This is a genomic window from Pseudomonas pergaminensis, from assembly GCF_024112395.2.
Classification (GTDB): Bacteria; Pseudomonadota; Gammaproteobacteria; order Pseudomonadales; family Pseudomonadaceae; genus Aquipseudomonas; species Aquipseudomonas pergaminensis.
Genome location: NZ_CP078013.2, coordinates 889,487 through 912,086, shown reverse-complemented (window position 1 = coordinate 912,086; position 22,600 = coordinate 889,487). Strand labels below are relative to the sequence as shown.

The 22,600-nt window shown below is 61.0% G+C and carries 19 protein-coding genes; 9 read left to right on the top strand and 10 right to left on the bottom strand.

The features are described from left to right. Positions 1–5: 5 nt before the first annotated feature. The 4 genes from lspA to murJ form a co-directional block, all read right to left on the bottom strand. Positions 6–518: a signal peptidase II gene (lspA, locus tag KUA23_RS04070; RefSeq protein ID WP_078046809.1), complete on the bottom strand. Its 513-nt coding sequence runs from the start codon at positions 516–518 to the stop codon at positions 6–8. Beyond that, complete coding sequence (gene ileS / locus KUA23_RS04065; RefSeq protein ID WP_252993482.1) at positions 511–3,342, bottom strand: isoleucine--tRNA ligase; 2,832 nt, start codon at positions 3,340–3,342, stop codon at positions 511–513. The genes lspA and ileS overlap by 8 nt, the downstream gene beginning before the upstream one ends. Positions 3,343–3,356: 14 nt before the next feature. After that, the gene (ribF, locus tag KUA23_RS04060; protein ID WP_010213269.1) at positions 3,357–4,295 is read right to left on the bottom strand and encodes a bifunctional riboflavin kinase/FAD synthetase; all 939 of its coding nucleotides are present in this window, start codon (positions 4,293–4,295) and stop codon (positions 3,357–3,359) included. 119 nt (positions 4,296–4,414) lie between these two features. Continuing rightward, a complete protein-coding gene (murJ, locus tag KUA23_RS04055) occupies positions 4,415–5,953 on the bottom strand; it encodes a murein biosynthesis integral membrane protein MurJ (RefSeq protein WP_078046807.1) in 1,539 nt (512 codons plus the stop codon). A 253-nt stretch (positions 5,954–6,206) separates the two neighbouring features. Between murJ and rpsT the strand changes: the two genes are divergently transcribed. After that, positions 6,207–6,485: a 30S ribosomal protein S20 gene (gene rpsT / locus KUA23_RS04050; RefSeq protein WP_003188401.1), complete on the top strand. Its 279-nt coding sequence runs from the start codon at positions 6,207–6,209 to the stop codon at positions 6,483–6,485. 354 nt (positions 6,486–6,839) lie between these two features. On the opposite strand, the gene KUA23_RS04045 is transcribed toward rpsT, so the two are convergent. Further along, a complete protein-coding gene (locus KUA23_RS04045) occupies positions 6,840–7,325 on the bottom strand; it encodes an FKBP-type peptidyl-prolyl cis-trans isomerase (protein WP_027606858.1) in 486 nt (161 codons plus the stop codon). Between KUA23_RS04045 and KUA23_RS04040 the strand changes: the two genes are divergently transcribed. From KUA23_RS04040 to yihG, 3 genes are all read left to right on the top strand, one after another. Then, positions 7,324–7,614 carry a DUF3565 domain-containing protein gene (locus tag KUA23_RS04040; RefSeq protein ID WP_100491519.1) on the top strand — a complete coding sequence of 97 codons (291 nt, stop codon included), beginning with the start codon at positions 7,324–7,326 and terminating at the stop codon, positions 7,612–7,614. The genes KUA23_RS04045 and KUA23_RS04040 overlap by 2 nt on opposite strands. A 79-nt stretch (positions 7,615–7,693) precedes the next feature. Then, positions 7,694–9,793 carry a phosphate acetyltransferase gene (gene pta, locus KUA23_RS04035; protein ID WP_025856577.1) on the top strand — a complete coding sequence of 700 codons (2,100 nt, stop codon included), beginning with the start codon at positions 7,694–7,696 and terminating at the stop codon, positions 9,791–9,793. Beyond that, positions 9,794–10,693, top strand: a complete 900-nt coding sequence (yihG, locus tag KUA23_RS04030; RefSeq protein WP_252993481.1) for a 1-acylglycerol-3-phosphate O-acyltransferase, YihG family — start codon at positions 9,794–9,796, stop codon at positions 10,691–10,693. A 175-nt stretch (positions 10,694–10,868) separates the two neighbouring features. On the opposite strand, the gene cysN is transcribed toward yihG, so the two are convergent. From cysN to KUA23_RS04015, 3 genes are all read right to left on the bottom strand, one after another. Next, the gene (gene cysN / locus KUA23_RS04025; protein WP_078046804.1) at positions 10,869–12,767 is read right to left on the bottom strand and encodes a sulfate adenylyltransferase subunit CysN; all 1,899 of its coding nucleotides are present in this window, start codon (positions 12,765–12,767) and stop codon (positions 10,869–10,871) included. A 9-nt stretch (positions 12,768–12,776) separates the two neighbouring features. After that, complete coding sequence (cysD, locus tag KUA23_RS04020) at positions 12,777–13,694, bottom strand: sulfate adenylyltransferase subunit CysD (RefSeq protein ID WP_005784641.1); 918 nt, start codon at positions 13,692–13,694, stop codon at positions 12,777–12,779. A gap of 136 nt (positions 13,695–13,830) precedes the next feature. Beyond that, the gene (locus KUA23_RS04015; protein ID WP_016977054.1) at positions 13,831–14,589 is read right to left on the bottom strand and encodes a Nif3-like dinuclear metal center hexameric protein; all 759 of its coding nucleotides are present in this window, start codon (positions 14,587–14,589) and stop codon (positions 13,831–13,833) included. Between the two features lie 102 nt (positions 14,590–14,691). Between KUA23_RS04015 and algW the strand changes: the two genes are divergently transcribed. Both algW and KUA23_RS04005 read left to right on the top strand, forming a co-directional pair. Next, entirely contained in the window at positions 14,692–15,846 is a 1,155-nt protein-coding gene (gene algW, locus KUA23_RS04010; RefSeq protein ID WP_034102043.1) for a Do family serine endopeptidase AlgW, read from the top strand. 112 nt (positions 15,847–15,958) lie between these two features. Further along, the gene (locus tag KUA23_RS04005) at positions 15,959–18,055 is read left to right on the top strand and encodes a TonB-dependent siderophore receptor (protein WP_252993480.1); all 2,097 of its coding nucleotides are present in this window, start codon (positions 15,959–15,961) and stop codon (positions 18,053–18,055) included. A gap of 124 nt (positions 18,056–18,179) precedes the next feature. Here the strand turns inward: KUA23_RS04005 and hemH are convergent, their stop codons facing one another. Next, entirely contained in the window at positions 18,180–19,205 is a 1,026-nt protein-coding gene (gene hemH, locus KUA23_RS04000) for a ferrochelatase (protein ID WP_252993479.1), read from the bottom strand. A gap of 14 nt (positions 19,206–19,219) precedes the next feature. After that, positions 19,220–20,119 (bottom strand): TIGR01777 family oxidoreductase, encoded by a 900-nt coding sequence (locus tag KUA23_RS03995; RefSeq protein WP_078046801.1) that lies wholly within the window; start codon positions 20,117–20,119, stop codon positions 19,220–19,222. A 210-nt stretch (positions 20,120–20,329) separates the two neighbouring features. Here KUA23_RS03995 and KUA23_RS03990 point away from each other — a divergent pair, with 210 nt between their 5' ends. From KUA23_RS03990 to KUA23_RS03980, 3 genes are all read left to right on the top strand, one after another. Beyond that, positions 20,330–21,316, top strand: a complete 987-nt coding sequence (locus KUA23_RS03990; protein WP_078046800.1) for an NAD(P)/FAD-dependent oxidoreductase — start codon at positions 20,330–20,332, stop codon at positions 21,314–21,316. After that, complete coding sequence (locus tag KUA23_RS03985; RefSeq protein ID WP_078046799.1) at positions 21,313–21,528, top strand: TIGR02450 family Trp-rich protein; 216 nt, start codon at positions 21,313–21,315, stop codon at positions 21,526–21,528. The genes KUA23_RS03990 and KUA23_RS03985 overlap by 4 nt, the downstream gene beginning before the upstream one ends. A 112-nt stretch (positions 21,529–21,640) precedes the next feature. Further along, positions 21,641–22,600, top strand: a complete 960-nt coding sequence (locus tag KUA23_RS03980; protein ID WP_252993478.1) for a YbgA family protein — start codon at positions 21,641–21,643, stop codon at positions 22,598–22,600.

Below are 22,600 nucleotides of genomic sequence, written 5' to 3'. Positions count from 1 at the left end.
CCTGATCAGTCATTGACGGTCTCTCCGGTTTTCTTGCTTTTGAACATATCCAACGCCAGCATGATTGCACCGACGGTGATGGCGCTGTCGGCAAAGTTGAACGCCGGGAAGTACCAGCGGTTCTGCCAATGCACCAGAATGAAGTCGATCACATGGCCGAGGGCAATGCGGTCGTAAAGATTGCCCAGAGCACCGCCCAATACCAGCGCCAAGGCGATCGCCAGCCAGGTGTCATCACGGCCAAGACGCTTGAGCCACACCACCAGCACCGCACTGACGACCACGGCGATCAAGGCGAACAGCCAGCGCTGCCAGCCGCCGCTATCCGCCAAAAAGCTGAACGCGGCGCCGGTGTTGTAGGCCAGGGTCCAGCTGAAGTAATCCGGGATCACCACGATCTGCTGGAACATCTCCAGGGAGCCTTCGAAGTGAGCCTTGCTGACCTGGTCGATGACCAGGACCAGCACGCTCAGCACGAGCCAGCCCAGACGTCCGAAACGACTGGCTGAGTTAGGCATAGTGACGAACCTCGCCTTCACCGCTGATGTTGTCGACGCAACGACCACAGATTTCCGGATGCTCAGGGTTCACGCCGACATCTTCACGGCAGTGCCAGCAACGGGCGCATTTAGGGAAGGCGGACTTGACCACTTTGAGCTTGAGGCCCGGCACTTCGGTGGCGACCGCGTCCGCCGGGGCCTGGGCGAATGGCGCCAGGCTCGCGGTAGAGGTGATCAGCACGAAGCGCAGTTCGTTGCTCAGCTTGGCCAGGTCGGCGGTCAGGCCTTCCTCGGCAAACAGGGTGACTTCGGCTTGCAGGTTGCCACCGACGGCCTTGGCCGCACGTTGCACTTCCAGCTCCTTGTTCACCGCAACCTTCACGGCCATCACGCCTTCCCAGTACTCGCGGCCCAGTTCGAAGTCGGCCGGCAGTTCGGTCAGGCCTTCGTACCAGGTGTTGAGCATCACGGACTCGTTGCGCTCACCCGGCAGGTATTCCCACAGTTCGTCGGCGGTGAAGGCCAGGATCGGCGCGATCCAGCGCACCAGCGCTTCGGAGATGTGGAACAGCGCGGTCTGCGCCGAGCGGCGCGCCTTGCTGTTGGCGCCGGTGGTGTACTGGCGGTCCTTGATGATGTCGAGGTAGAAACCACCCAGCTCCTGCACGCAGAAGTTGTGGATCTTCGAGTAAACGTTCCAGAAACGGTATTCGCCGTAGTGCTCTTGCAACTCGCGTTGCAGCAGCAAGGTACGGTCCACGGCCCAACGGTCGAGGGCGAGCATGTCCTCGGCCGGCAGGATGTCGGTAGCCGGGTTGAAACCGGTCAGGTTCGACAGCAGGAAGCGTGCGGTATTACGGATGCGGCGGTAGGCATCGGCGCTGCGCTGCAGGATCTGGTCCGACACGGCGATTTCGCCCGAATAGTCGGTCGACGCGACCCACAGACGCATGATGTCGGCGCCCAGGGTGTCGTTGATCTTCTTCGGCTCGATCACGTTCTTCAGCGACTTGGACATTTTGCGGCCCGTCTCGTCGACGGTAAAACCGTGAGTCAGCAGTTCGCGGTATGGCGCGTGGTTGTCGATGGCGCAACCGGTCAGCAGCGACGAGTGGAACCAGCCACGGTGTTGGTCCGAGCCTTCCAGGTACAGGTCGGCACGCGGGCCGGTTTCATGACCCATCGGGTGCGAGCCGCGCAGCACGTGCCAGTGGGTAGTACCCGAGTCGAACCACACGTCGAGGGTGTCGCTGATCTTGTCGTACTGCGGCGCTTCATCGCCCAGCAGCTCGGCAGCGTCCAGTTTGAACCAGGCTTCGATGCCTTCCTGTTCAACGCGCTGGGCCACGACTTCCATCAGTTCGACGGTGCGTGGGTGCAGCTCGCCGCTTTCCTTGTTCAGGAAGAACGGGATCGGCACGCCCCAGTTACGCTGGCGGGAGATGCACCAGTCCGGGCGGTTGGCGATCATCGAGTGCAGGCGCGCCTGGCCCCAGGCCGGGACGAACTGGGTGTCTTCGATGGCTTTGAGCGAGCGTACACGCAGGGTGTCGCCCGTGGTCGGCTCTTTGTCCATGCCGATGAACCACTGCGCTGTGGCGCGGTAGATCAGCGGGGTCTTGTGGCGCCAGCAGTGCATGTAGCTGTGCTGGATGGTGGCGGTCTGCATCAGCGCACCGACTTCACGCAGCTTGTCGATGATCGGCTGGTCGGCCTTGAAGATGAACTGGCCGCCAAAGAATTCGAGCGACGGCACATACACGCCGTTGCTCTGCACCGGGTTGATGATGTCGTCGTTGACCAGGCCGTACTTCTTGCAGATGACAAAGTCGTCCACGCCATAGGCCGGCGAGCAGTGAACAATGCCGGTACCCGAACCCAGCTCGACGTAGTCAGCCAGGTACACCGGCGACAGGCGGTCATAGAACGGGTGACGGAAATTGATCAGTTCCAGCGCGGAGCCGGTGGTGGTCGCGATCACCGAACCTTGCAGTTCGTAGCGGGCCAGGCAGCCCTCGACCATTTCCTCGGCCAGCACCAGCAAGCGATCACCGACGTCCACCAGGGCGTAGGTGAATTCCGGGTGCACGTTCAGCGCCTGGTTGGCCGGGATGGTCCAAGGGGTGGTGGTCCAGATCACGATGGCCGCCGGCTTGCCCAGGTTTGCCAGGCCAAAGGCCTCGGCCAGCTTGGCGTCGTCGGCGATCGGGAAGGCCACGTCGATGGTCGAGGACTTCTTGTCTTCGTACTCGACTTCCGCTTCGGCCAGGGCCGAACCGCAGTCAAAGCACCAGTTCACAGGCTTGAGGCCCTTGAACACGAAACCGCCTTTGACGATCTCGGCCAAGGCACGGATTTCACCGGCCTCGTTCTTGAAGTTCATGGTCTTGTACGGGTTGTCCCACTCGCCGAGCACGCCCAGGCGGATGAATTCGGACTTCTGCCCTTCGATTTGCTCGGTGGCGTAGGCACGGCATAGTTCGCGGGTTTTATCCGCGCCCAGGTTCTTGCCGTAGGTCACTTCGACTTTGTGTTCGATCGGCAGGCCGTGGCAGTCCCAACCCGGGACATACGGCGCGTCGAAGCCCGACAGGGTCTTCGAGCGCAGGATCATGTCCTTGAGAATCTTGTTCAGCGCATGACCGATATGAATCGTGCCGTTGGCATAAGGAGGGCCGTCGTGCAGGACGAATTTCGGACGATCCTTGCCAATTTCGCGCAACTTTCCGTACAGGCCAATACTGTCCCAGCGCTGCAGGATCTGCGGTTCGCGCTGTGGCAGGCCGGCCTTCATTGGGAAGGCGGTGTCCGGAAGGTTTAGCGTGGCTTTATAGTCGGTCATTTAAGGCTCTTCGGTTAGCGATGGGCGCTAGGTGCGGCTAGTGCACGGGCGGCGGCGACATCCGCATTGATCGCCGTTTTCAACGCCTCAAGGGAGGCGAAACGCTGCTCTTCACGCAGCTTCTGGTGGAAAACCACCGTCAAACGCCGGTCATACAGATCACCGGCAAAATCCAGCAGATGTACTTCCAGGTGGGCCTTGCCATCACCTGCAACCGTGGGCCTGACGCCTATGTTGGCGACTCCCGGCCACGATTGGCCGTCGATGTCGACGCTCACCAGGTAGACCCCGGTCAGCGGCACACGACGGCGCTTGAGTTGCACGTTGGCGGTTGGCGTGCCCAATTGGCGCGCCAGCTTCTGGCCGTGCAGGACCCGCCCGGCAATGCGGAACGGGCGGCCGAGCAGCCGCTCGGCCAAGGCGAAGTCGGCAGCAGCCAGGGCGTTACGCACCTGGGTACTGCTCACGCGCAGGCCGTCCAGTTCGACGGTTTGCGCGGCTTCGACGGTAAACCCCTGGTTGACGCCGGCATGCTGCAGGAAATCGAAATCACCCACGCGGTCGCAACCAAAACGGAAATCGTCACCGACCTCCAGGTGCTGCACGCCCAGGCCATCGACCAGGATGCGGTCGACGAACTCGGCGGCGCTCAGGCTTTGCAAACGCTGGTTGAAAGCCAGGCAGAGGACGCGGTCCACGCCTTCTTCGGCCAGCAGTTGCAGCTTGTCCCGCAGGCGGGCCAGGCGCGCTGGCGCGGTCTCGGGCGTGAAGTATTCCCGCGGCTGTGGCTCGAAAATCACCACGCAGCTGGGCACGCCCAACTCGACCGCACGCTCGCGCAGCCGAGCCAGGATAGCCTGGTGGCCACGGTGAACACCGTCAAAGTTGCCAATAGTGGCGACGCAGCCCCGATGCTCGGGGCGTAGGTTGTGGAGACCTCGAACCAGCTGCATAACGCGCTTCTTGCTCATAAAGTGGTCGATTATAACCACACCCGGCCCCGGACGACAGGCAACAGCACGGGCCAAATGGATCGAATCGATAAAACAACCGTTTTATCGCGGCAAACTCTCTAGCTCAGCGACTTGCGATTGAAATCCCGCAGCCGGAAGCCTTGCAGCAGCAACATCCCGAAGTACACCACCACGCCAGCGACGACCAGCACGCCCAGGCGCAGGAAGCGCTCAAGCATATGGCCTTCATCCCAGGCGGGCATAAAGTGCATCAAGCCCAGCAGCACTGCTGACATCGCCCCCACCGCCACCAGCAGCTTGAGGGCAAACAGGCCCCAACCTGGCTGCGGCTGAAACATTTGCTGTTTGCGCAGCTGGTAAAACAACAGCCCGGCATTGATACATGCGCCGGCACTGATGGCCAGGGCCAGGCCAGCGTGAGCCAGCGGACCGATAAACACCAGGTTGAGCAGTTGCGTGACGACCAAGGTGAAGATCGCGATTTTGACCGGCGTACGGATGTTTTGCTGGGCATAGAAGCCGGGAGCCAGCACTTTGATCACGATAATGCCGAGCAGACCGACGGAATAAGCGACCAGCGCGTGCTGCGTCATCAAGGCGTCATGGGCATCGAACTGTCCGTATTGAAACAACGACACGGTCAACGGCTCGGCCAGGATCCCCAGCGCCAGGGCGCATGGCAGCACCAGCACAAAGCACAGGCGCAGGCCCCAGTCGAGGATGCGCGAGTATTCCTGGCGATCTTTACTGGCGTAGGTGCGCGCCAGCGTCGGCAGCAGAATCGTGCCCAGCGCCACGCCCAGCACGCCGGACGGCAACTCCATCAGGCGGTCGGCGTAGTACATCCACGACACCGAGCCAGACACCAGCAGCGAAGCGAACGCCGTGTTGATAATCAGCGAAATCTGGCTGACCGACACGCCGAGGATCGCTGGCAACATATTGCGCATCACGCGCCACACGCCGGTGTCCTTGAGGTTCAGGCGCGGCAACACGAGCATGCCGATCTTTTTCAGGTGTGGCAGCTGGTAGAGCAGTTGCGCCAGGCCGCCGGCCAGGACGGCCCAGCCCAGGGCCATTACCGGTGGGTCGAAATACGGGGTAAGGAACAGCGCGAAGATGATCATGCTGACGTTCAGCAGGGTCGGCACGAAGGCCGGCACCGAAAAACGATTCCAGGTATTGAGGATCGCACCGGCCAGGGATGAAAGGGAGATCAGCAATATATAAGGAAAGGTCACCCGCAGCAGATCGGTGGTCAGCGCGAATTTTTCCGGGGTGTTGGCAAAACCGGGGGCCGTGGCCCAGATCACCCAGGGAGCGGCGAGCATGCCAAGGATGGTCACCAGCATCAGTACCAGGGTCAACAGGCCTGAGACATAGGCAATAAAGGTACGGGTGGCTTCCTCGCCCTGCTGGGTCTTGTACTCGGCCAGGATCGGCACGAATGCCTGGGAAAACGCGCCTTCGGCGAAGATCCGTCGCAGCAGGTTGGGTAACTTAAATGCAATAAAGAAGGCATCCGTGGCCATGCTGGCGCCAAAAATGCGCGCCAGCAAGGTGTCACGCACAAACCCCAGAACCCGGGAGATCATCGTGATAGAGCTGACGGCGGCCAACGATTTGAGCAGATTCATTGAAAGAGTTTGCGCCTTTAGATAAAGAGCAGGCGAACAAAGCGCCCACTTATGCGATACTGCGCGCCTGCAACAGCACAGAGCCAAAGCTCGCGAGTTTACAGGTCAAGCGCCGGAAATAAATCACCCGCCTCTTCAGATCGACCACTCAGCAGTTCGCATCAGCCGCCCTTGACAACCCATCAAGTCATCGGCATGATTCGCGGCCTATTTTGTTTGCTATTTCCTAAAAAGTCTTTCGAGGAGCTCGACGGTGGCCAACACACCTTCCGCCAAAAAACGTGCAAAACAGGCTGAGAAGCGTCGCAGCCACAACGCCAGCCTGCGTTCCATGGTTCGTACCTACATCAAGAATGTAGTTAAAGCCATCGACACCAAAGACGCTGAAAAAGCCCAAGCTGCTTACGTTCTGGCTGTGCCAGTTATCGACCGCATGGCCGATAAAGGCATCATCCACAAGAACAAGGCCGCTCGCCATAAGAGCCGCCTGAATGGCCACATCAAGGCTCTGAGCGTTCCTGCTGCAGCCTAAGTGGTAACAACTGCAACGCAACCTTGGTTGCGAAACAGTTAAGAAATGCCCCGTACCGAAAGGTCCGGGGCATTTTTGTTGGGGCCTGAAAATCCCCCCTGCGGGATGTGCGGCTTTTTTGTGGTGAGCGGGCTTGCCCGCGCTGGGCTGCGCAGCAGCCCCAATACATCAACGCGTTCCTCCAGACAGAACACAGTCCCAGGTTTTGGGGCCGCTTCGCGCCCCAGCGCGGGCAAGCCCGCTCACCACAAAAAGCCCGCTCACCACAGGAAACCGGTCCACCAAAAAACACAGGCAAAAAAAAACGCCCCGAACCAGTCGGGGCGTTTTTGCTACCTATTGATCAAACCACGATCAATGGTGATGACCGCCTTCACCGTGGACGTGGCCGTGAGCCACTTCTTCCTGGGAAGCGTCGCGGATGGCAACGATCTTCACTTGGAAGTTCAAGCGCTGGCCAGCCAGAGGGTGGTTGCCGTCGACGGTCACGTCGTCGCCGTCCAGGTCACGGATGGTGACGATCTGCATTTGGCCGTCCGGCGCGGATGCGTGGAACTGCATGCCCACTTCCAGTTCGTCAACGCCTTCGAACATGCTGCGGCTCAGGGTGCTGACCAGTTCGGCCGAGTACTCGCCGTAGGCATCTTCAGGTTCTACGGCAACGGTCAGCTCATCACCGACGCTCTTGCCTTCCAGCGCCTTTTCCAGGCCTGGGATGATGTTACCTGCGCCTTGCAGGTAGACCAGCGGCGCGCCGCCGGCGGAGCTGTCGATGACCTCACCAGCGTCGTTGGTCAGGGTATAGTCGATGGAGACAGCCTTGTTAGCGGCGATCGTCATGGGGCGAGACCTTTTGCATAAGAATGAAGAACGGACAAGTCTAAACAAGGATTTGCCCGAAAGCGAACAGAACCCGGACAGACGGGACCGATCAACGGCATCCTTCATCATCGGGTTCCACCAGGACGAGGACCAGCACTGGGTCGCCGAGCTCTCTTGCGGCCACACCCAGCACCTTCGCCACCAGCCACCCTGGCAGTCCCGCGCCTGGGTACTCGACCCCGCGCAACGCCTTGAAAAAATAGGCCAGCCCTTTGCCTGCGGCTGGTGTGCGCAGGAGCGCGAATAACGATAACCTTGGCGCTTGATTCGCGGTAGACGCTCAGCCATAGAGCGCCACCCAAGCCATGCACCTCCAGAGAATTCGCATGCAGACTTTTTTTATCGCGCCCACCGATTTTGGTGTGGGTCTGACCTCCATCAGCCTTGGGCTGGTGCGTACCCTTGAGCGGGCCGGGCTGAAAGTCGGCTTTTTCAAGCCGATTGCCCAGCCACATCCCGGCGATACCGGCCCCGAGCGCTCCACCGAACTGGTGGCGCGCACCCACGGCCTCAAGCCGCCACAGCCCCTGGGCCTGGCCCATGTAGAGCGCATGCTCGGTGACGGCCAGCTCGACGAACTGCTCGAAGAAATCATCACGCTGTACCAGCAAGCGGCCGTGGGCAAGGACGTGCTGATCGTTGAAGGCATGGTGCCCACCCGCAGCGCCAGCTATGCGGCACGGGTCAACCTGCACCTGGCCAAGAGCCTGGATGCGGAAGTGATCCTGGTGTCCGCCCCGGAAAACGAAGTACTCACCGAGCTCTCCGGGCGCGTGGAACTGCAGGCCCAGCTGTTCGGCGGCCCGAAAGACCCGAAAGTACTCGGCGTGATCCTCAACAAGGTGCGCACCGACGAAAGCATGGAAGCTTTCTCGGCACGCCTCAAAGAACATTCGCCATTGTTGCGCAGCGGTGATTTCCGCCTGCTCGGCTGCATTCCCTACCAGCCGGAACTCAACGCGCCGCGCACCCGCGACGTCGCCGACCTGATGGGCGCGCAGATCCTCAACGCCGGCGACTACGAAACCCGGCGCATGACCAAGATCATCATTTGCGCCCGCACCATGCGCAACACCGTGGAGCTGCTCAAGCCCGGCGTGCTGGTGGTGACGCCCGGCGACCGCGACGACATCATCCTCGCTGTCAGCCTGGCGGCGATCAACGGCGTGCCCCTGGCCGGCCTGTTGCTGACCAGCGACACCCTGCCCGACCCGCGCATCATGGAGTTGTGCCGTGGCGCCTTCCAGGCCGGGCTGCCCGTGCTATCAGTGAGCACCGGCTCCTACGACACCGCCAACCAACTCAACAGCCTCAACAAAGAAATCCCCATCGATGACCGCGAGCGTGCGGAGATCATCACCGACTTCGTCGCCAGCCACCTCGATGCGCGCTGGCTGCACCAACGCTGCGGCACGCCACGGGAAATGCGCCTGTCACCCGCAGTGTTCCGCTACCAGTTGATCCAGCGTGCACAGGCGGCCAACAAACGCATCGTGCTGCCCGAAGGCAGCGAGCCACTGACCGTGCAAGCCGCCGCCATCTGCCAGGCGCGGGGCATTGCCCGCTGCGTGCTGCTGGCCAAGCCGGCAGACGTGGAAGCCGTCGCCCGCGCCCAGGGCATCGAACTGCCCGAAGGCCTGGAGATTCTAGACCCGGACCTGATTCGCCAACGCTACGTCGAGCCGATGGTGGCGCTGCGCAAGAGCAAGAGCCTCAACGCGCCGATGGCCGAGCAGCAATTGGAAGACACGGTGGTGATCGCCACCATGATGCTCGCGCTGGATGAAGTGGACGGCCTGGTCTCCGGCGTCATTCACTCCACCGCCAACACCATCCGCCCTGCCCTGCAGCTGATCAAGACCGCGCCGGGCTGCACCCTGGTGTCGTCGGTGTTCTTCATGCTGTTCCCCGAACAGGTGCTGGTGTACGGCGACTGCGTGATGAACCCGCACCCGAGCGCCGCCGAACTGGCGGAGATTGCCCTGCAAAGCGCCGACTCGGCGGCCGCGTTCGGCATCACCCCGCGGGTGGCGATGATCAGCTATTCCAGCGGTGACTCGGCCAGCGGCGAAGAAGTGGAAAAAGTCCGCGAAGCCACCCTGCTCGCCCACGAGCAGCAAAGCTCGCTGCTGATCGACGGGCCGCTGCAATACGACGCTGCCGCCAACGAGAACGTGGCCCGGCAACTGGCCCCCAACAGCCAGGTCGCCGGCAAGGCTACAGTGTTTGTGTTCCCCGACCTCAACACCGGCAACACCACGCACAAGGCCGTGCAGCGCAGCGCCGATTGCGTAAGCCTGGGGCCAATGCTCCAGGGCCTGCGCAAGCCGGTCAACGACCTGCCGCGTGGCGCCCAGGTAGACGACATCGTGTACACCATCGCGCTCACCGCGATCCAAGCCGCCAACCGACCTATGGATATCTAAATGCTGGATTTTCTACCTGCCGCCGTGCGCGGGGTGATCGCTTCGCTGTTGCTGGCGCTGAACACGATCCTGCTGTGTTCGTTCCTGTTTATCGTGGCGCTGTTCAAGGCGCTGCCATTTGCCAAGCGTTTCAGCGAATGGCTGATGAACCACACCCATGAGGCGTGGGTGACCAACAACAAGGGCTGGATGAACCTGGTACGCCGCACCCGCTGGCACCTGACCGGGCTTGAAGGCCTTGATTACCAGCACTCGTACCTGGTGACCAGCAACCACCAGAGCTGGGTCGACATCATGGTGTTGCAATACGTGCTGAACCGCCGAATTCGCCCGCTGAAATTCTTCCTCAAGCAGGAGCTGATCTGGGTGCCGGTGATTGGCCTGGCGTGGTGGGCGCTCGGCTTTCCGTTCATGAAGCGCTACACCAAGGCCTACCTGGAAAAACACCCGGAAAAGAAAGGCAAGGACCTGGAAACCACCCGTAAGACCTGTGCGAAGTTTCGCGACAACCCGGTGGGCATTTTCAACTTTGCCGAGGGCACACGCTTTACGCCGGGCAAACATGCCCAGCAAAACTCGCCGTTTCGCTACCTGCTCAAGCCCAAGGCTGGCGGCATTGCGTTTGTGCTGGATGCCATGGGCGAGCAGTTGAAGTCACTGGTAAACGTGACCATTCACTACCCGGCCGGGCGTCCTGGGTATTGGGATTTGCTGTGTGGGAATGTGAAGGATGTGGTGGTGCAGTTCGAAGAAGTGCAGATCCCGGCCGCGTTCATTGGCAAGAATTATGAGCAGGATGGGGAGTATCGGACGGCGTTCCAGGGCTGGATCAACCGGTTGTGGGAAGACAAGGACCAACTGCTGGAAAAGCTGCACAAAGACTTCCCAGGTAAACAGTGATCAAAATGTGGGAGCTGGCTTGCCTGCGAAAGCGGTGGATCTGTTGTAAATATATCAACTGGCAGACCGCTATCGCAGGCAAGCCAGCTCCCACATTGGCAGTGTGCACATTTGTTAATATGTAAAAAGCCCGCCACCGATCACTCGGTGGCGGGCTTTTTTGTGGCCGCGAGGGTTAGATCGCGCCGCGCTGGCGCAACAACTCCAGCACTTGCTTGACGCTCTCTTCCAGCGACAGGGCCTGGGTGTCGATGACCAGGTCGGCATTCAACGGCACGTCATACGGGAAGGACTCGCCCGGGATGTTATCCCCACCGGCAGCGTACAAGCCTTGCGGATCACGCTCGGCGCACACCAGCGGCGACGCTTGCACGTAGACGGTCAGCAGGCGGTCAGCGCCGATCAGCGCCTTGGCCTGTTCACGGCCTTCGGCATCCGGCGCCACAAAGGCAGCCAGGGTCAGCAGGCCGGCTTCGTTGAACTGGCGTGCCACGTGAGCGGCACGACGCCAGTTCTCGGTGCGACCGGCGCGGTCCTGCGGCAAGCCTTTGTTCAGGTCGTGACGCAGGTTCTGGCCATCCAGCACGAACACCGCACGGCCCATGTCGAAGAGCTTGCGCTCAACCGCGTAGGCCAAGGTGCTCTTGCCAGCGCCCGACAGGCCGCTGAACAGCACGGTAGCCGGTTGCTGGCCAAAGCGCAGTGCGCGCTCTTCGGTGGCGACGTGAGCCAGCTTGCCGTGCTGCGCCGAGCTGCCGTGGGTGACCGGTGGTGCGATGATCATGCCCGCCGCCACGGTGCCGTTGGTCAGGCGGTCGATAACAATGAACGCGCCAGTGGTGCGGTTACTGTCGTAGCCGTCCAGGGCGATGGCCGCGTCGAGACTGACCTTGACCCGGCCGATCTCGTTCAACTGCAGCGAACTCGCCGGGCCTTCGGCCAGGGTGTTCACATCCACGCGGTGCACGATGCTGGTGATGGAACCCGGCACGTAGCTGGTGGCGCGCTTGATGTCGTATTTTTTGCCCGGCAGCATCGGCTCTTCGGCCATCCACACCAGCATGGCGTCAAAGGCATCGGTCACTTGCGGCACATTGTCGGCGTGTACCAGCAGGTCGCCACGGGAGATGTCGATCTCGTCTTCCATGGTCAGGGTCACGGCCTGGCCTGGGCCGGCGTGCTCCAGTTCACCTTCAAAGGTGACGATGGATTTGACGCGACTGCTCTTGCCCGACGGCAGCACCACGACTTCGTCGCCCTTGTGCACGATGCCGCTGGCCAAGGTGCCGGCAAAACCACGGAAGTTCAGGTTCGGGCGGTTGACGTACTGCACCGGGAAACGCAGGTCGGTGTAGTTGCGGTCGTTGGCGATCTCGACGGTTTCGAGGATCTCCATCAGCGACTGCCCGGTGTACCAAGGCGAACGCTCACTCTTGTTCACCACGTTGTCGCCCTTGAGCGCCGACATCGGCACGAACGCCAGGGTGCTCGGCTTGAACGCGATACCGTCGGCGAACTTCAGGTAATCGGCCTTGATCTGCTCGAATACGCTCTGGTCGAAGCCATTGATGTCCATCTTGTTGACGGCCACCACGATGTGCTTGATGCCCAGCAAAGAGGCGATAAAGCTGTGGCGACGGGTCTGGGTCTGCACGCCATAACGCGCGTCAATCAGGATGATCGCCAGATCACAGGTGGAGGCACCGGTGGCCATGTTGCGGGTGTACTGCTCATGGCCGGGGGTGTCGGCGATGATGAATTTGCGTTTGGCGGTGGAGAAGTAGCGGTAGGCAACGTCGATGGTGATGCCTTGCTCACGCTCGGCCTGCAGGCCGTCGACCAGCAGTGCCAGGTCGATATCATCGCCCGTGGTGCCGGACTTCTTCGAATCGCGGGTGATGGCTTCCAGGTGATCTTCGTAGATCATCTTGGAGTCGTGCAGCAGGCGCCCAATCAGGGTGCTCTTGCCGTCGTCGACGTTGCCACAGGTCAGGAAGCGCAACATTTCCTTGCGCTCGTGCTGGCCCAGGTAGGCGAGGATGTCCTCGCTGATCAAATCAGATTGATGCGACATGACAGCCCCTTAGAAATAGCCTTGACGTTTTTTATCTTCCATCGAGCCTGCACCATCGTGGTCGATGACACGGCCCTGGCGCTCGGAAGTTCGCGTCAGGAGCATTTCCTGAATGATGTCCGTCAGCGTCTCGGCTTCGGACTCCACCGCGCCCGTCAACGGGTAGCAGCCAAGGGTACGGAAACGTACTTTCTTTTTGACGATTCGGGCTTTGTCTTCGTCGGACAGGTGCTCGAGGATGCGGTCGTCATCGATCATGATCAACGTGCCGTTCTTCTCGATCACTTCACGCTCGGCGGCGAAGTACAGCGGCACGATCGGGATGCCTTCGAGGTAGATGTACTGCCAGATGTCCAGCTCGGTCCAGTTGGACAGCGGGAACACGCGGATGGACTCGCCCTTGTTGACGTTGCCGTTGTAGACATTCCACAACTCGGGGCGCTGGTTTTTCGGGTCCCAGCGGTGTTTGCTGTCGCGGAATGAGTACACGCGCTCTTTGGCGCGGGATTTCTCTTCATCGCGACGGGCACCGCCAAAGGCCGCGTCGAAACCATGCTTGTCCAGGGCCTGTTTGAGGCCTTCGGTCTTCATGATGTCGGTGTGCTTGGCGCTGCCGTGGGTGAAGGGGTTGATGCCCTGCGCCACGCCGTCCGGGTTCACGTGGGTGATCAAGTCCAGGCCCAGCTCCTCGACCATCTTGTCGCGGAACTTGTACATCTCCTGGAATTTCCAGCGGGTGTCGACGTGCATCACTGGGAACGGCAGTTTGCCCGGGAAAAAGGCCTTGCGTGCCAGGTGCAGCATCACGGCGGAGTCTTTACCGATCGAGTAGAGCATCACCGGGTTGTCGAACTCGGCGGCGACCTCGCGGATGATGTGGATGCTTTCCGCCTCCAGCTGTTTCAGATGCGTCAGTTTGTCGACCATGGTTACTCACGGAAAAACGATCTTATGGACGGCCAGCGGGCCGTGTTCGAGCGGGGCATGCTAGCACAGCACCTGCTTCTATTCAGGGAGCCATCTAGATCGAAACGGTATATGAATATGCCCCCAGGTTTGGCCCTCAAATCGGGTTGGGGCAATCGATGAACAGATGCTCCAGGGCAAAGCGCCGCGCCAGGTAATCGCCCAGGGCCTGTACGCCGTAGCGCTCGGTGGCGTGGTGGCCGGCGGCGATGAAGCTGATGTCGTTTTCGCGGGCGCTGTGAAAAGTTTGCTCGGAGGCTTCACCGCTCAGGTACAGGTCGACACCGGCCGCAATCGCGTCGTCGATGTAGCCCTGGCCACCGCCGGTGCACCAGCCGACACGGCGGATCATTTCGCTGCCTTCGATCAGCAGCGGTTCACGGCCCATGACCTCCTGCACACGGCGGGCGAAATCACGGGGTGACAGGGGCTCGGCGAGGGAGCCGACCAGTCCGACGATCTTGGGGTTGCTCGGGTCCAGCGGGCCTTCGACGGTGATATCCAACTGACGGGCAAGTTGCACGTTATTACCGACGTCGGGATGCAAGTCCAACGGCAGATGGTAGGCCAACAGGCTGATGTCGTGCTTGAGCAGCGTCTTGAGGCGACGCTGCTTCATCCCGGTGATGCAGGGGTTTTCGCCTTTCCAGAAATAGCCGTGGTGCACCAGGATCAAATCGGCCTGGGCTTCGACGGCAGCATCCAGCAAGGCCTGGCTGGCGGTCACGCCGCTGACGATGCGCATCACTTGAGGGCGGCCCTCGACCTGCAGGCCATTGGGGCAATAATCGGCAATTTTTGCACTGCCGAGGTAGCGGTCCGCTTCCTCGACGAGGGTGGTAAGGGGGACGGCCATAAAAGACTCCTAAATATCCCGTTCGAAGGCGCTCGCAGCCTCGTATAATGCGCGACATTATGGGCGCTCTCCCGCCCCCTGCAACCTGTCAGGACTTACTTGATGCTCAAGGCGCTGCGTTTTTTTGGATGGCCATTGTTGGCTGGCGTGCTGATCGCGATGTTGATTATTCAGCGTTTCCCGGAGCTGGTGGGTCTTCCCAGCCTTGATGTAAACCTGCAGCAGGCGCCGCAGAGCAACGCGGTGGTGCAAGGCCCGGTGACCTATGCCGACGCGGTCACCATTGCCGCCCCGGCGGTGGTCAACCTGTACACGACCAAGGTCATCAACAAACCGGCGCACCCGCTGTTTGAAGACCCGCAGTTCCGCCGCTACTTCGGCGACAACGGGCCCAAGCAGCGGCGCATGGAGTCCAGCCTGGGTTCCGGGGTGATCATGAGCCCCGAAGGCTACATCCTCACCAACAACCACGTGACCACCGGCGCCGACCAGATTGTAGTGGCCCTGCGCGACGGTCGCGAAACCCTGGCCCGCGTGGTGGGCAGCGACCCGGAAACCGACCTCGCAGTCCTGAAGATCGACCTCAAGAGCCTGCCTTCGATCACCCTCGGTCGTTCCGACGGTTTGCGCGTCGGTGATGTGGCACTGGCCATCGGCAACCCGTTCGGCGTGGGCCAGACTGTGACCATGGGCATCATCAGCGCCACCGGGCGTAACCAGCTGGGCCTTAACAGCTACGAAGATTTCATCCAGACCGACGCCGCGATCAACCCGGGCAACTCCGGCGGTGCGCTGGTGGATGCCAATGGCAACCTGACCGGTATCAACACGGCGATTTTCTCCAAGTCCGGCGGCTCCCAGGGCATCGGCTTTGCGATCCCGGTGAAGCTGGCGATGGAAGTGATGAAGTCGATCATCGAGCACGGCCAGGTAATCCGCGGCTGGTTGGGGATTGAAGTGCAACCGTTGACCAAGGAGCTGGCCGAGTCGTTTGGCTTGACCGGACGCCCAGGCATCGTGGTCGCTGGGATCTTCCGCGACGGCCCGGCGCAGAAAGCCGGCCTGCAACTGGGGGATGTGATCCTCAGCATCAACGGTGAACCGGCCGGTGATGGCCGCAAGTCAATGAACCAGGTGGCGCGGATCAAGCCGACCGATAAGGTGGCGATCCAGGTGATGCGCAACGGCAAAGAGATCAAGTTGCTGGCGGAAATCGGCCTGCGTCCGCCACCTGCACCGGTCAAGGAAGAGGAATAACCCCTCGCACACAGGTGCTCGTACGCGGGCATCTGTAAGCTGATATTTCAAAGCAATTCATTCTCATTGGTCATGTTATATTGTTTCAATATCGTTATTGGAACGCTCTATCATGCCGTCTCGAAGAACCGCCCCCTTGGCTGGCCTGGCCTTGGGTTTACTGCTCGACCCCGCCTTCGCCGAAGAAAACACCCTGGAACTCGACACCATCAGCGTCACCACCGACGCTTATGAGTCCGCGACCTCTCCGGTGAAGGGCTACCGCGCCACCCGCTCTGCCAGCGCAACCAAAACCGACACCGCCCTTCGTGATATCCCACAGTCCATCAGCGTGATTCCCGCCACGGTGCTCAAAGACCTGGGCAGCAGCAACGTGGAGCGCGCCCTGGAGTTTGCCGGCGGCGTGTCCAAGCAGAATAACTTTGGCGGACTGACACTCTACGAATACAGCGTGCGCGGTTTTACCACGTCGGAGTTCTATCAGGATGGCTTCAGCGCCAATCGCGGGTACCCGAGCACACCGGACGCGGCGAATATCGAACGCATCGAAGTGCTCAAGGGCCCCGCCGCCAGCCTGTATGGCCGTGGCGATCCTGGCGGCACGGTGAATATCGTCACCAAGAAGCCCCAGCCTAAAGCCTTCACCACCCTGCAAACCAGCGCCGGCAGTTGGGACCGTTATCGCACGGCCATTGACGTCAACACCCCGCTGGACAGCGAAGGCAAGGTGCTGACTCGGGTCAACCTGGCGGTAGAAGACAACCACAGCTTCCGCGACCACGTGCAAAGCAAGCGGGTATTCGTCGCGCCTTCGTTCAGTTGGCAACTGGACCCGGACACCAGCCTGTTGGTGGAAAGCGAGTTCGTGCGCCACAGCTCCACCTTCGACCGCGGCATTGTCGACGCCAGCGGCGTATCCCGCTCCACCTTCCTCGGCGAACCCAACGATGGCGATATCGACAACCACAACAACCGCATTCAGGCGACCCTCGAACACCACCTCAACGACGCCTGGAAACTGCGTCTGGCCAGCCACTACAAGCAAGGCAGCCTGTGGGGCGACGCCTCGGAAAACCGCGCGCTGAATGCCGACGGCCACACCATAGACCGCCGCTACCGCGAACGCTCCACGGGCTGGCACGACAGCATCACCCAGCTTGAACTGCGGGGAATGTTCGATATCGGCAGTTGGCAGCACGAGTTGCTGATCGGTACCGAATACGAGGACTACCGCAAGAAAGAACGCGTCACTGCGATTGGCGGTAGCCGCTACCCCATCGACATCTACAACCCGGTCTACGGCCAACCCAAACCCAACGGCGCGCGCTCCGGCACTGACTTCTTCGAACAGACCAAAAGCCAAGCGCTGAACCTGCAGGACCAGATCCTCTTCACCGACCGTCTGCGCGGCATGGTCGGCGCGCGTTTCGAGCATGTCGAGCAAAGCCTCGACGATTTCACCCGCAACCACGCCAAGAGCAAGCAGACCCACGACGCCCTTACCCAGCGCGCCGGCCTGCTCTATCAGCTCACACCGCAAGTCGGGGTGTTCGCCAATGCCTCAACGTCGTTCAAGCCCAATAGCGGCCTGGACGCCAACAACAAATCCTTCAAGCCCGAAGAAGGCGTGGGCTACGAAGTCGGAATCAAGAGCGAGCTGTTCGACGACCGCCTCAGCGCGACACTGGCGGCATTTCATATCGAAAAGGAAAACGTGCTCACCCTCGACCCGGCCACCAATCTCAACCGTGCAGCGGGCAAAGCCCGTAGCCAGGGCCTGGACCTGCAACTGACCGGGCAAGTGACCGATGCCGTGCGGGTGATTGGCGCGTTTGCCTACATCGACGCCGAAGTGACCAAGGGCAATAAGGCCATCCCTGCTGGCAGCCGGATCCTTGGCGTGGCCAAGCGCAGCGGCAGCCTGTTGGGGGTGTATGAATTCCAGAACGGCGCATTGCGCGGCTCAGACCTGGGTGCGGCGTTTACCTATGTGGGTGATCGCTCCGGTGAGGCCGGCACGGGTTTTGAGCTGCCGGCCTACCACACCGTTGATCTGCTGGCCCATTACAAGGCTACGGACAACGTCACTGTGGGGCTGAACCTCAACAACCTGTTCGATGAGAAGTACTACGAGCGGTCGTACAGCAACTATTGGATCAACCCCGGTGAACCGCGTAACTTCACGGTCAGCCTGACCCTCAACCTGTAATGCGGTAAAAAACTGTGGGAGCGGGCTTGCTCGCGAATGCGGTGTTTCAGTCACTGATTACTTGACTGATCCACCGCATTCGCGAGCAAGCCCGCTCCCACAGGTTGATCTTCACTTGGTTCGGTTAGAGCGTTGTCGGCGCGCGCTCGCACAAGGTATTCAACGCCTTCGCCCACTGCGGGTCATCATTCAGGCACGGCACCAATACCAACTCTTCCCCCCCAGCCTCGCGGAACTGCTCGAGCCCACGATCGCCGATTTCCTCCAGCGTCTCGATGCAGTCGGCGACAAACGCCGGGCACATCACCAGCAGCTTTTTCACGCCTTGCTTAGCCAGGGCTTCCAGGCGCGCCTCGGTGTAGGGTTCGATCCATTTGGCGCGGCCCAGGCGTGACTGGAACGCCACCGACCATTTATCTTCCGGCAAGCCCAGTCGTTCAGCAAAATCGCGGGCGACGCTGAAACATTGCGCGCGGTAGCAGGTTTTCAACACCTCAGGCGAGGCGTTCTTGCAGCAGTCGGCATCCTTGAAGCAATGCTGGCCTGTCGGGTCGAGCTTGGTCAGATGACGCTCTGGCAGGCCGTGGAAACTCAGCAGCAGGTGATCGTAATCCTGCTCCACATAGGAGCGGACACTCGCCGCGAGCGCGTCGAGGTATTCCGGCTGGTCGTAGAACGGCGGCAAGATCGAGAACTGCACGCTCAGCTTCTTATCACGTACAACCCGCTTGGCCTCTTCAATCACCGTGGTCACAGTGCTGTCGGCGAACTGCGGGTACAGCGGCGCCAGTGTGACTTTACGGATGCCCTGGGTGGCGAGGCGGGTCAGCACGCTTTCAATCGACGGCTCGCCGTAGCGCATCGCCAATTCCACCGGGCCTTGGGTCCACTGCGCAGTCATCTGCTGTTGCAGGCGGCGACTGAGCACCACCAGCGGCGAGCCTTCGTCCCACCAGATCGAGGCGTAGGCGTGGGCCGACTGCTCGGGACGCTTGATCAGGATCAACGACACCAGCAGACGCCGCACCGGCCACGGCAGGTCGATCACATAAGGGTCCATCAGGAACTGATTAAGGTAGCTGCGCACATCGGCCACCGACGTGGACTTTGGCGAGCCGAGGTTGACCAGTAACAACGCGTGATCCGTCATGCAACATCCTATCTCTAGAGGCGGCTGGACAAGTCGTCCAGAGCCGCGCGCAACTCAGTGAACTGGAAAGTGAAACCGGCGGCCAGCAAGCGTTCGGGCACCGCCTTCTGCCCACCCAGCAACAGGCCGGACAACTCGCCCAGGCCCACCTTCAACGCGAAGGCCGGCATCGGCATGAACGCCGGGCGATGCAACACCTGGCCCAGGGTTTTCGCAAACTCGCGATTGCGCACCGGGTGTGGCGCGCAGGCATTATAAGGACCGCTGGCGTCAGGCTTGTGCAGAAGAAAATCAATCAGGGCGATTTGATCCTTGATATGCACCCACGGCATCCACTGCCGACCATTGCCGATAGGCCCGCCCAGCGCCAGTTTGAACGGCAACAACAGCCGCGACAAAAAGCCGCCCTGCGCCGCCAGCACCAGGCCGGTACGCACCAGCACCACGCGTATGCCCAGGGCTTCGGCGCGCTGGGCGGTTTCTTCCCAGGCGATGCACAACTGGCTGGGGAAATCGTCCTGCACCGGGCCGCTGGCTTCAGTCAACTCGCGCTCGCCGCCGTCGCCGTACCAGCCCACCGCCGAGCCCGAAACCAACACCGCTGGTTTTTGCGCCAGGGTTTCCAGCCATGCCAGCAGGGTTTCAGTCAGGCTGATGCGGCTGCTCCACAACAGCGCCTTGCGCTTGTGGGTCCAAGGGCGATCAGCGATGGGCGCGCCAGCAAGGTTAATGACCGCGTCGACCGGGCCGATAACCTCTTGCAGGCTGGCAACACCCGCTACCTGCTCGCCGCACAGCTTGGCGACCTGGTCCGGATGACGGCTCCACACCGTCAAGCGATGGCCCTGGGCAAGCCAGTGCTGGCAGAGTTGACGGCCGATCAGGCCTGTACCGCCGGTCAGCAAAATGTGCATGGGATCTTCCTCATGTAACGTTCGCCGCCCATCACTGGTCTATTTTATAAGCAGGGACCGATTTGAACGGGCGTAACGTTGGATTAAGCCTCTGCTTTAACCATAGGCCACGCCCTAAGAACAGGTAAGCCAAAACTTATACCAAAAAACAATATTGTACAGCTATTGGTGTCGGCGTAGTCTGTACCCAACGGTAAAACGAGGCCTCCCATGACTGTTCCCATCGCGATCATCGGCACCGGCATCGCCGGTCTCTCCGCCGCCCGAGCGTTACGAGACGCGGGGCACGTTGTACAACTTTTCGATAAAAGCCGCGGCAGTGGTGGCCGCATGTCCAGCAAGCGCAGTGATGCCGGCTCCCTGGACATGGGCGCGCAATACTTCACTGCCCGCGACCGGCGCTTCGTCAACGAAGTGCAGCGCTGGCAAAGCAACGGTTGGGCCGAGCAATGGAAGCCCCAGCTGTACAACTTCAAGTCTGGCCAGCTCACTCCCTCCCCCGATGAACAGATCCGCTGGGTCGGCACGCCGCGCATGAGCGCAATCACCCGCGCCCTGCTCGATGACCTGCCGGTGGAGTTCGGTTGCCGTATCACCGAGGTATTCCAAGGTAAACAGCACTGGAACCTGCTGGATGCCGACGGCGAAAACCACGGCCCCTTCAGCCACGTGATCATCGCCACTCCGGCGCCCCAGGCCACTGCCCTGCTGGCTGCCGCCCCCAAGCTGGCAAGTGCCGCCGCCGGAGTGAAAATGGACCCGACCTGGGCCATCGCCCTGGCGTTCGATAAACCGCTGGATACGCCCATGGAAGGCTGCTTCGTACAGGACAGCCCTCTCGACTGGCTGGCACGCAACCGCAGCAAACCGGGGCGCGACACCACCCTCGACACCTGGGTGCTGCATGCCACCAGCGCGTGGAGCAAGGCGCACCTGGACCTGTCCAAAGAGGCGGTGATCGAGCACCTGCACGGCGCCTTCGCCGAGCTGCTGCACAGCGCCATGCCCGCACCATCGTTCAGCCTTGCACACCGCTGGCTCTACGCGCGACCGTCCAGCAGCCACGAATTCGGCGTACTGGCCGATGCAGACCTGGGCCTGTACGTGTGTGGCGACTGGTGCCTGTCGGGACGCGTGGAAGGCGCTTGGCTCAGCGGCCAGGAAGCCGCGCGACGCTTGATCGAACACCTGCAATGAACCGCATCAATCCCGCCAAGTTGCTGCTGTCGAAATGGACAGCAGCGCGTCCAGTGAACAAAGAAAAACACTTCCTGGTCACCGAGCTGTTTCGTGACGAAGAAGGCACCGTGCTGGAAATCGAACTGCAGGCTGTCATGACCCACCGCAGCGAACGCTTGCCCTGGCAAACCCTGCAGGACATCGACACCTGGAAAATCGGCTGGAAATAGCCTGCGCGCAAAACTTGTACAAATAATTTGACTTGTACAGCATCGAACCTATGATGAGATTTAGTTGTACAAGATTCTATTCTTGTACAGGAATCTTGCAGAGGGTTCGCGTATGTCCAGCACCACCAAACCGAAGATCGCCATCAGCGCCTGCCTGTTGGGCGAGAACGTGCGCTTCAACGGCGGCCATAAACAATCCCTGCTGTGCAGCCAGACCCTCGCCGACTATTTCGACTTTGTGCCACTGTGCCCCGAAGTCGCCATTGGCCTGGGTATTCCGCGCGAACCCATCCGCCTGGTGGGCGACCCTGCCAACCCGCAAGCGGTTGGCACTGTGCACCGCGAGTTGAACGTCACCCAGCCTCTGGACGATTACGGCCAACAGATGGCGGCAGAGCAAACTGACCTGTGCGGGTACATCTTCATGCAGAAGTCACCGTCCTGCGGCCTGGAGCGGGTCAAGGTGTACCGCGACAACGGCACTCCGGTGGACGGCGGCGGGCGTGGTATCTACGCCCAGGCCTTTTGTGCCCGCCACCCCAACCTGCCGGTGGAAGAGGACGGTCGGCTGAACGACCCCGTGCTGCGTGAAAACTTCCTGACCCGCGTATTCGTGTACGCCAGCTGGCAAAAACTGCTGGCCGAAGGCCTGACCCGTCATCGCCTGCTGGCCTTTCATTCGCGCTACAAATACTTGTTGATGGCCCACAGCCCGGCGCACTACAAAAGCCTCGGTCACCTGCTGGGCAGCATGACCAAGGGCGCCAACCTGGATGAGTTGGCCAGTGGCTATTTCAGTGAGTTGATGACCGGCCTGACCAAATGCGCTACCCGAGGCACCCACACCAATGTGCTGCAACACATCAGTGGCTACCTCAAGCAAGCCATAAGCGCCGACGACAAACAGGAAATGCAAACCGTCATCGGCCAGTACCGCCACGGCATCGTGCCATTGGTGGTGCCGATGACCCTGCTCAAGCACCACTTTCGCCAACACCCGGACCGCTATATCGCGCAGCAGGCCTACCTGCAACCGCACCCGGAAAACCTCAGCCTGCGAAATGCGATCTAG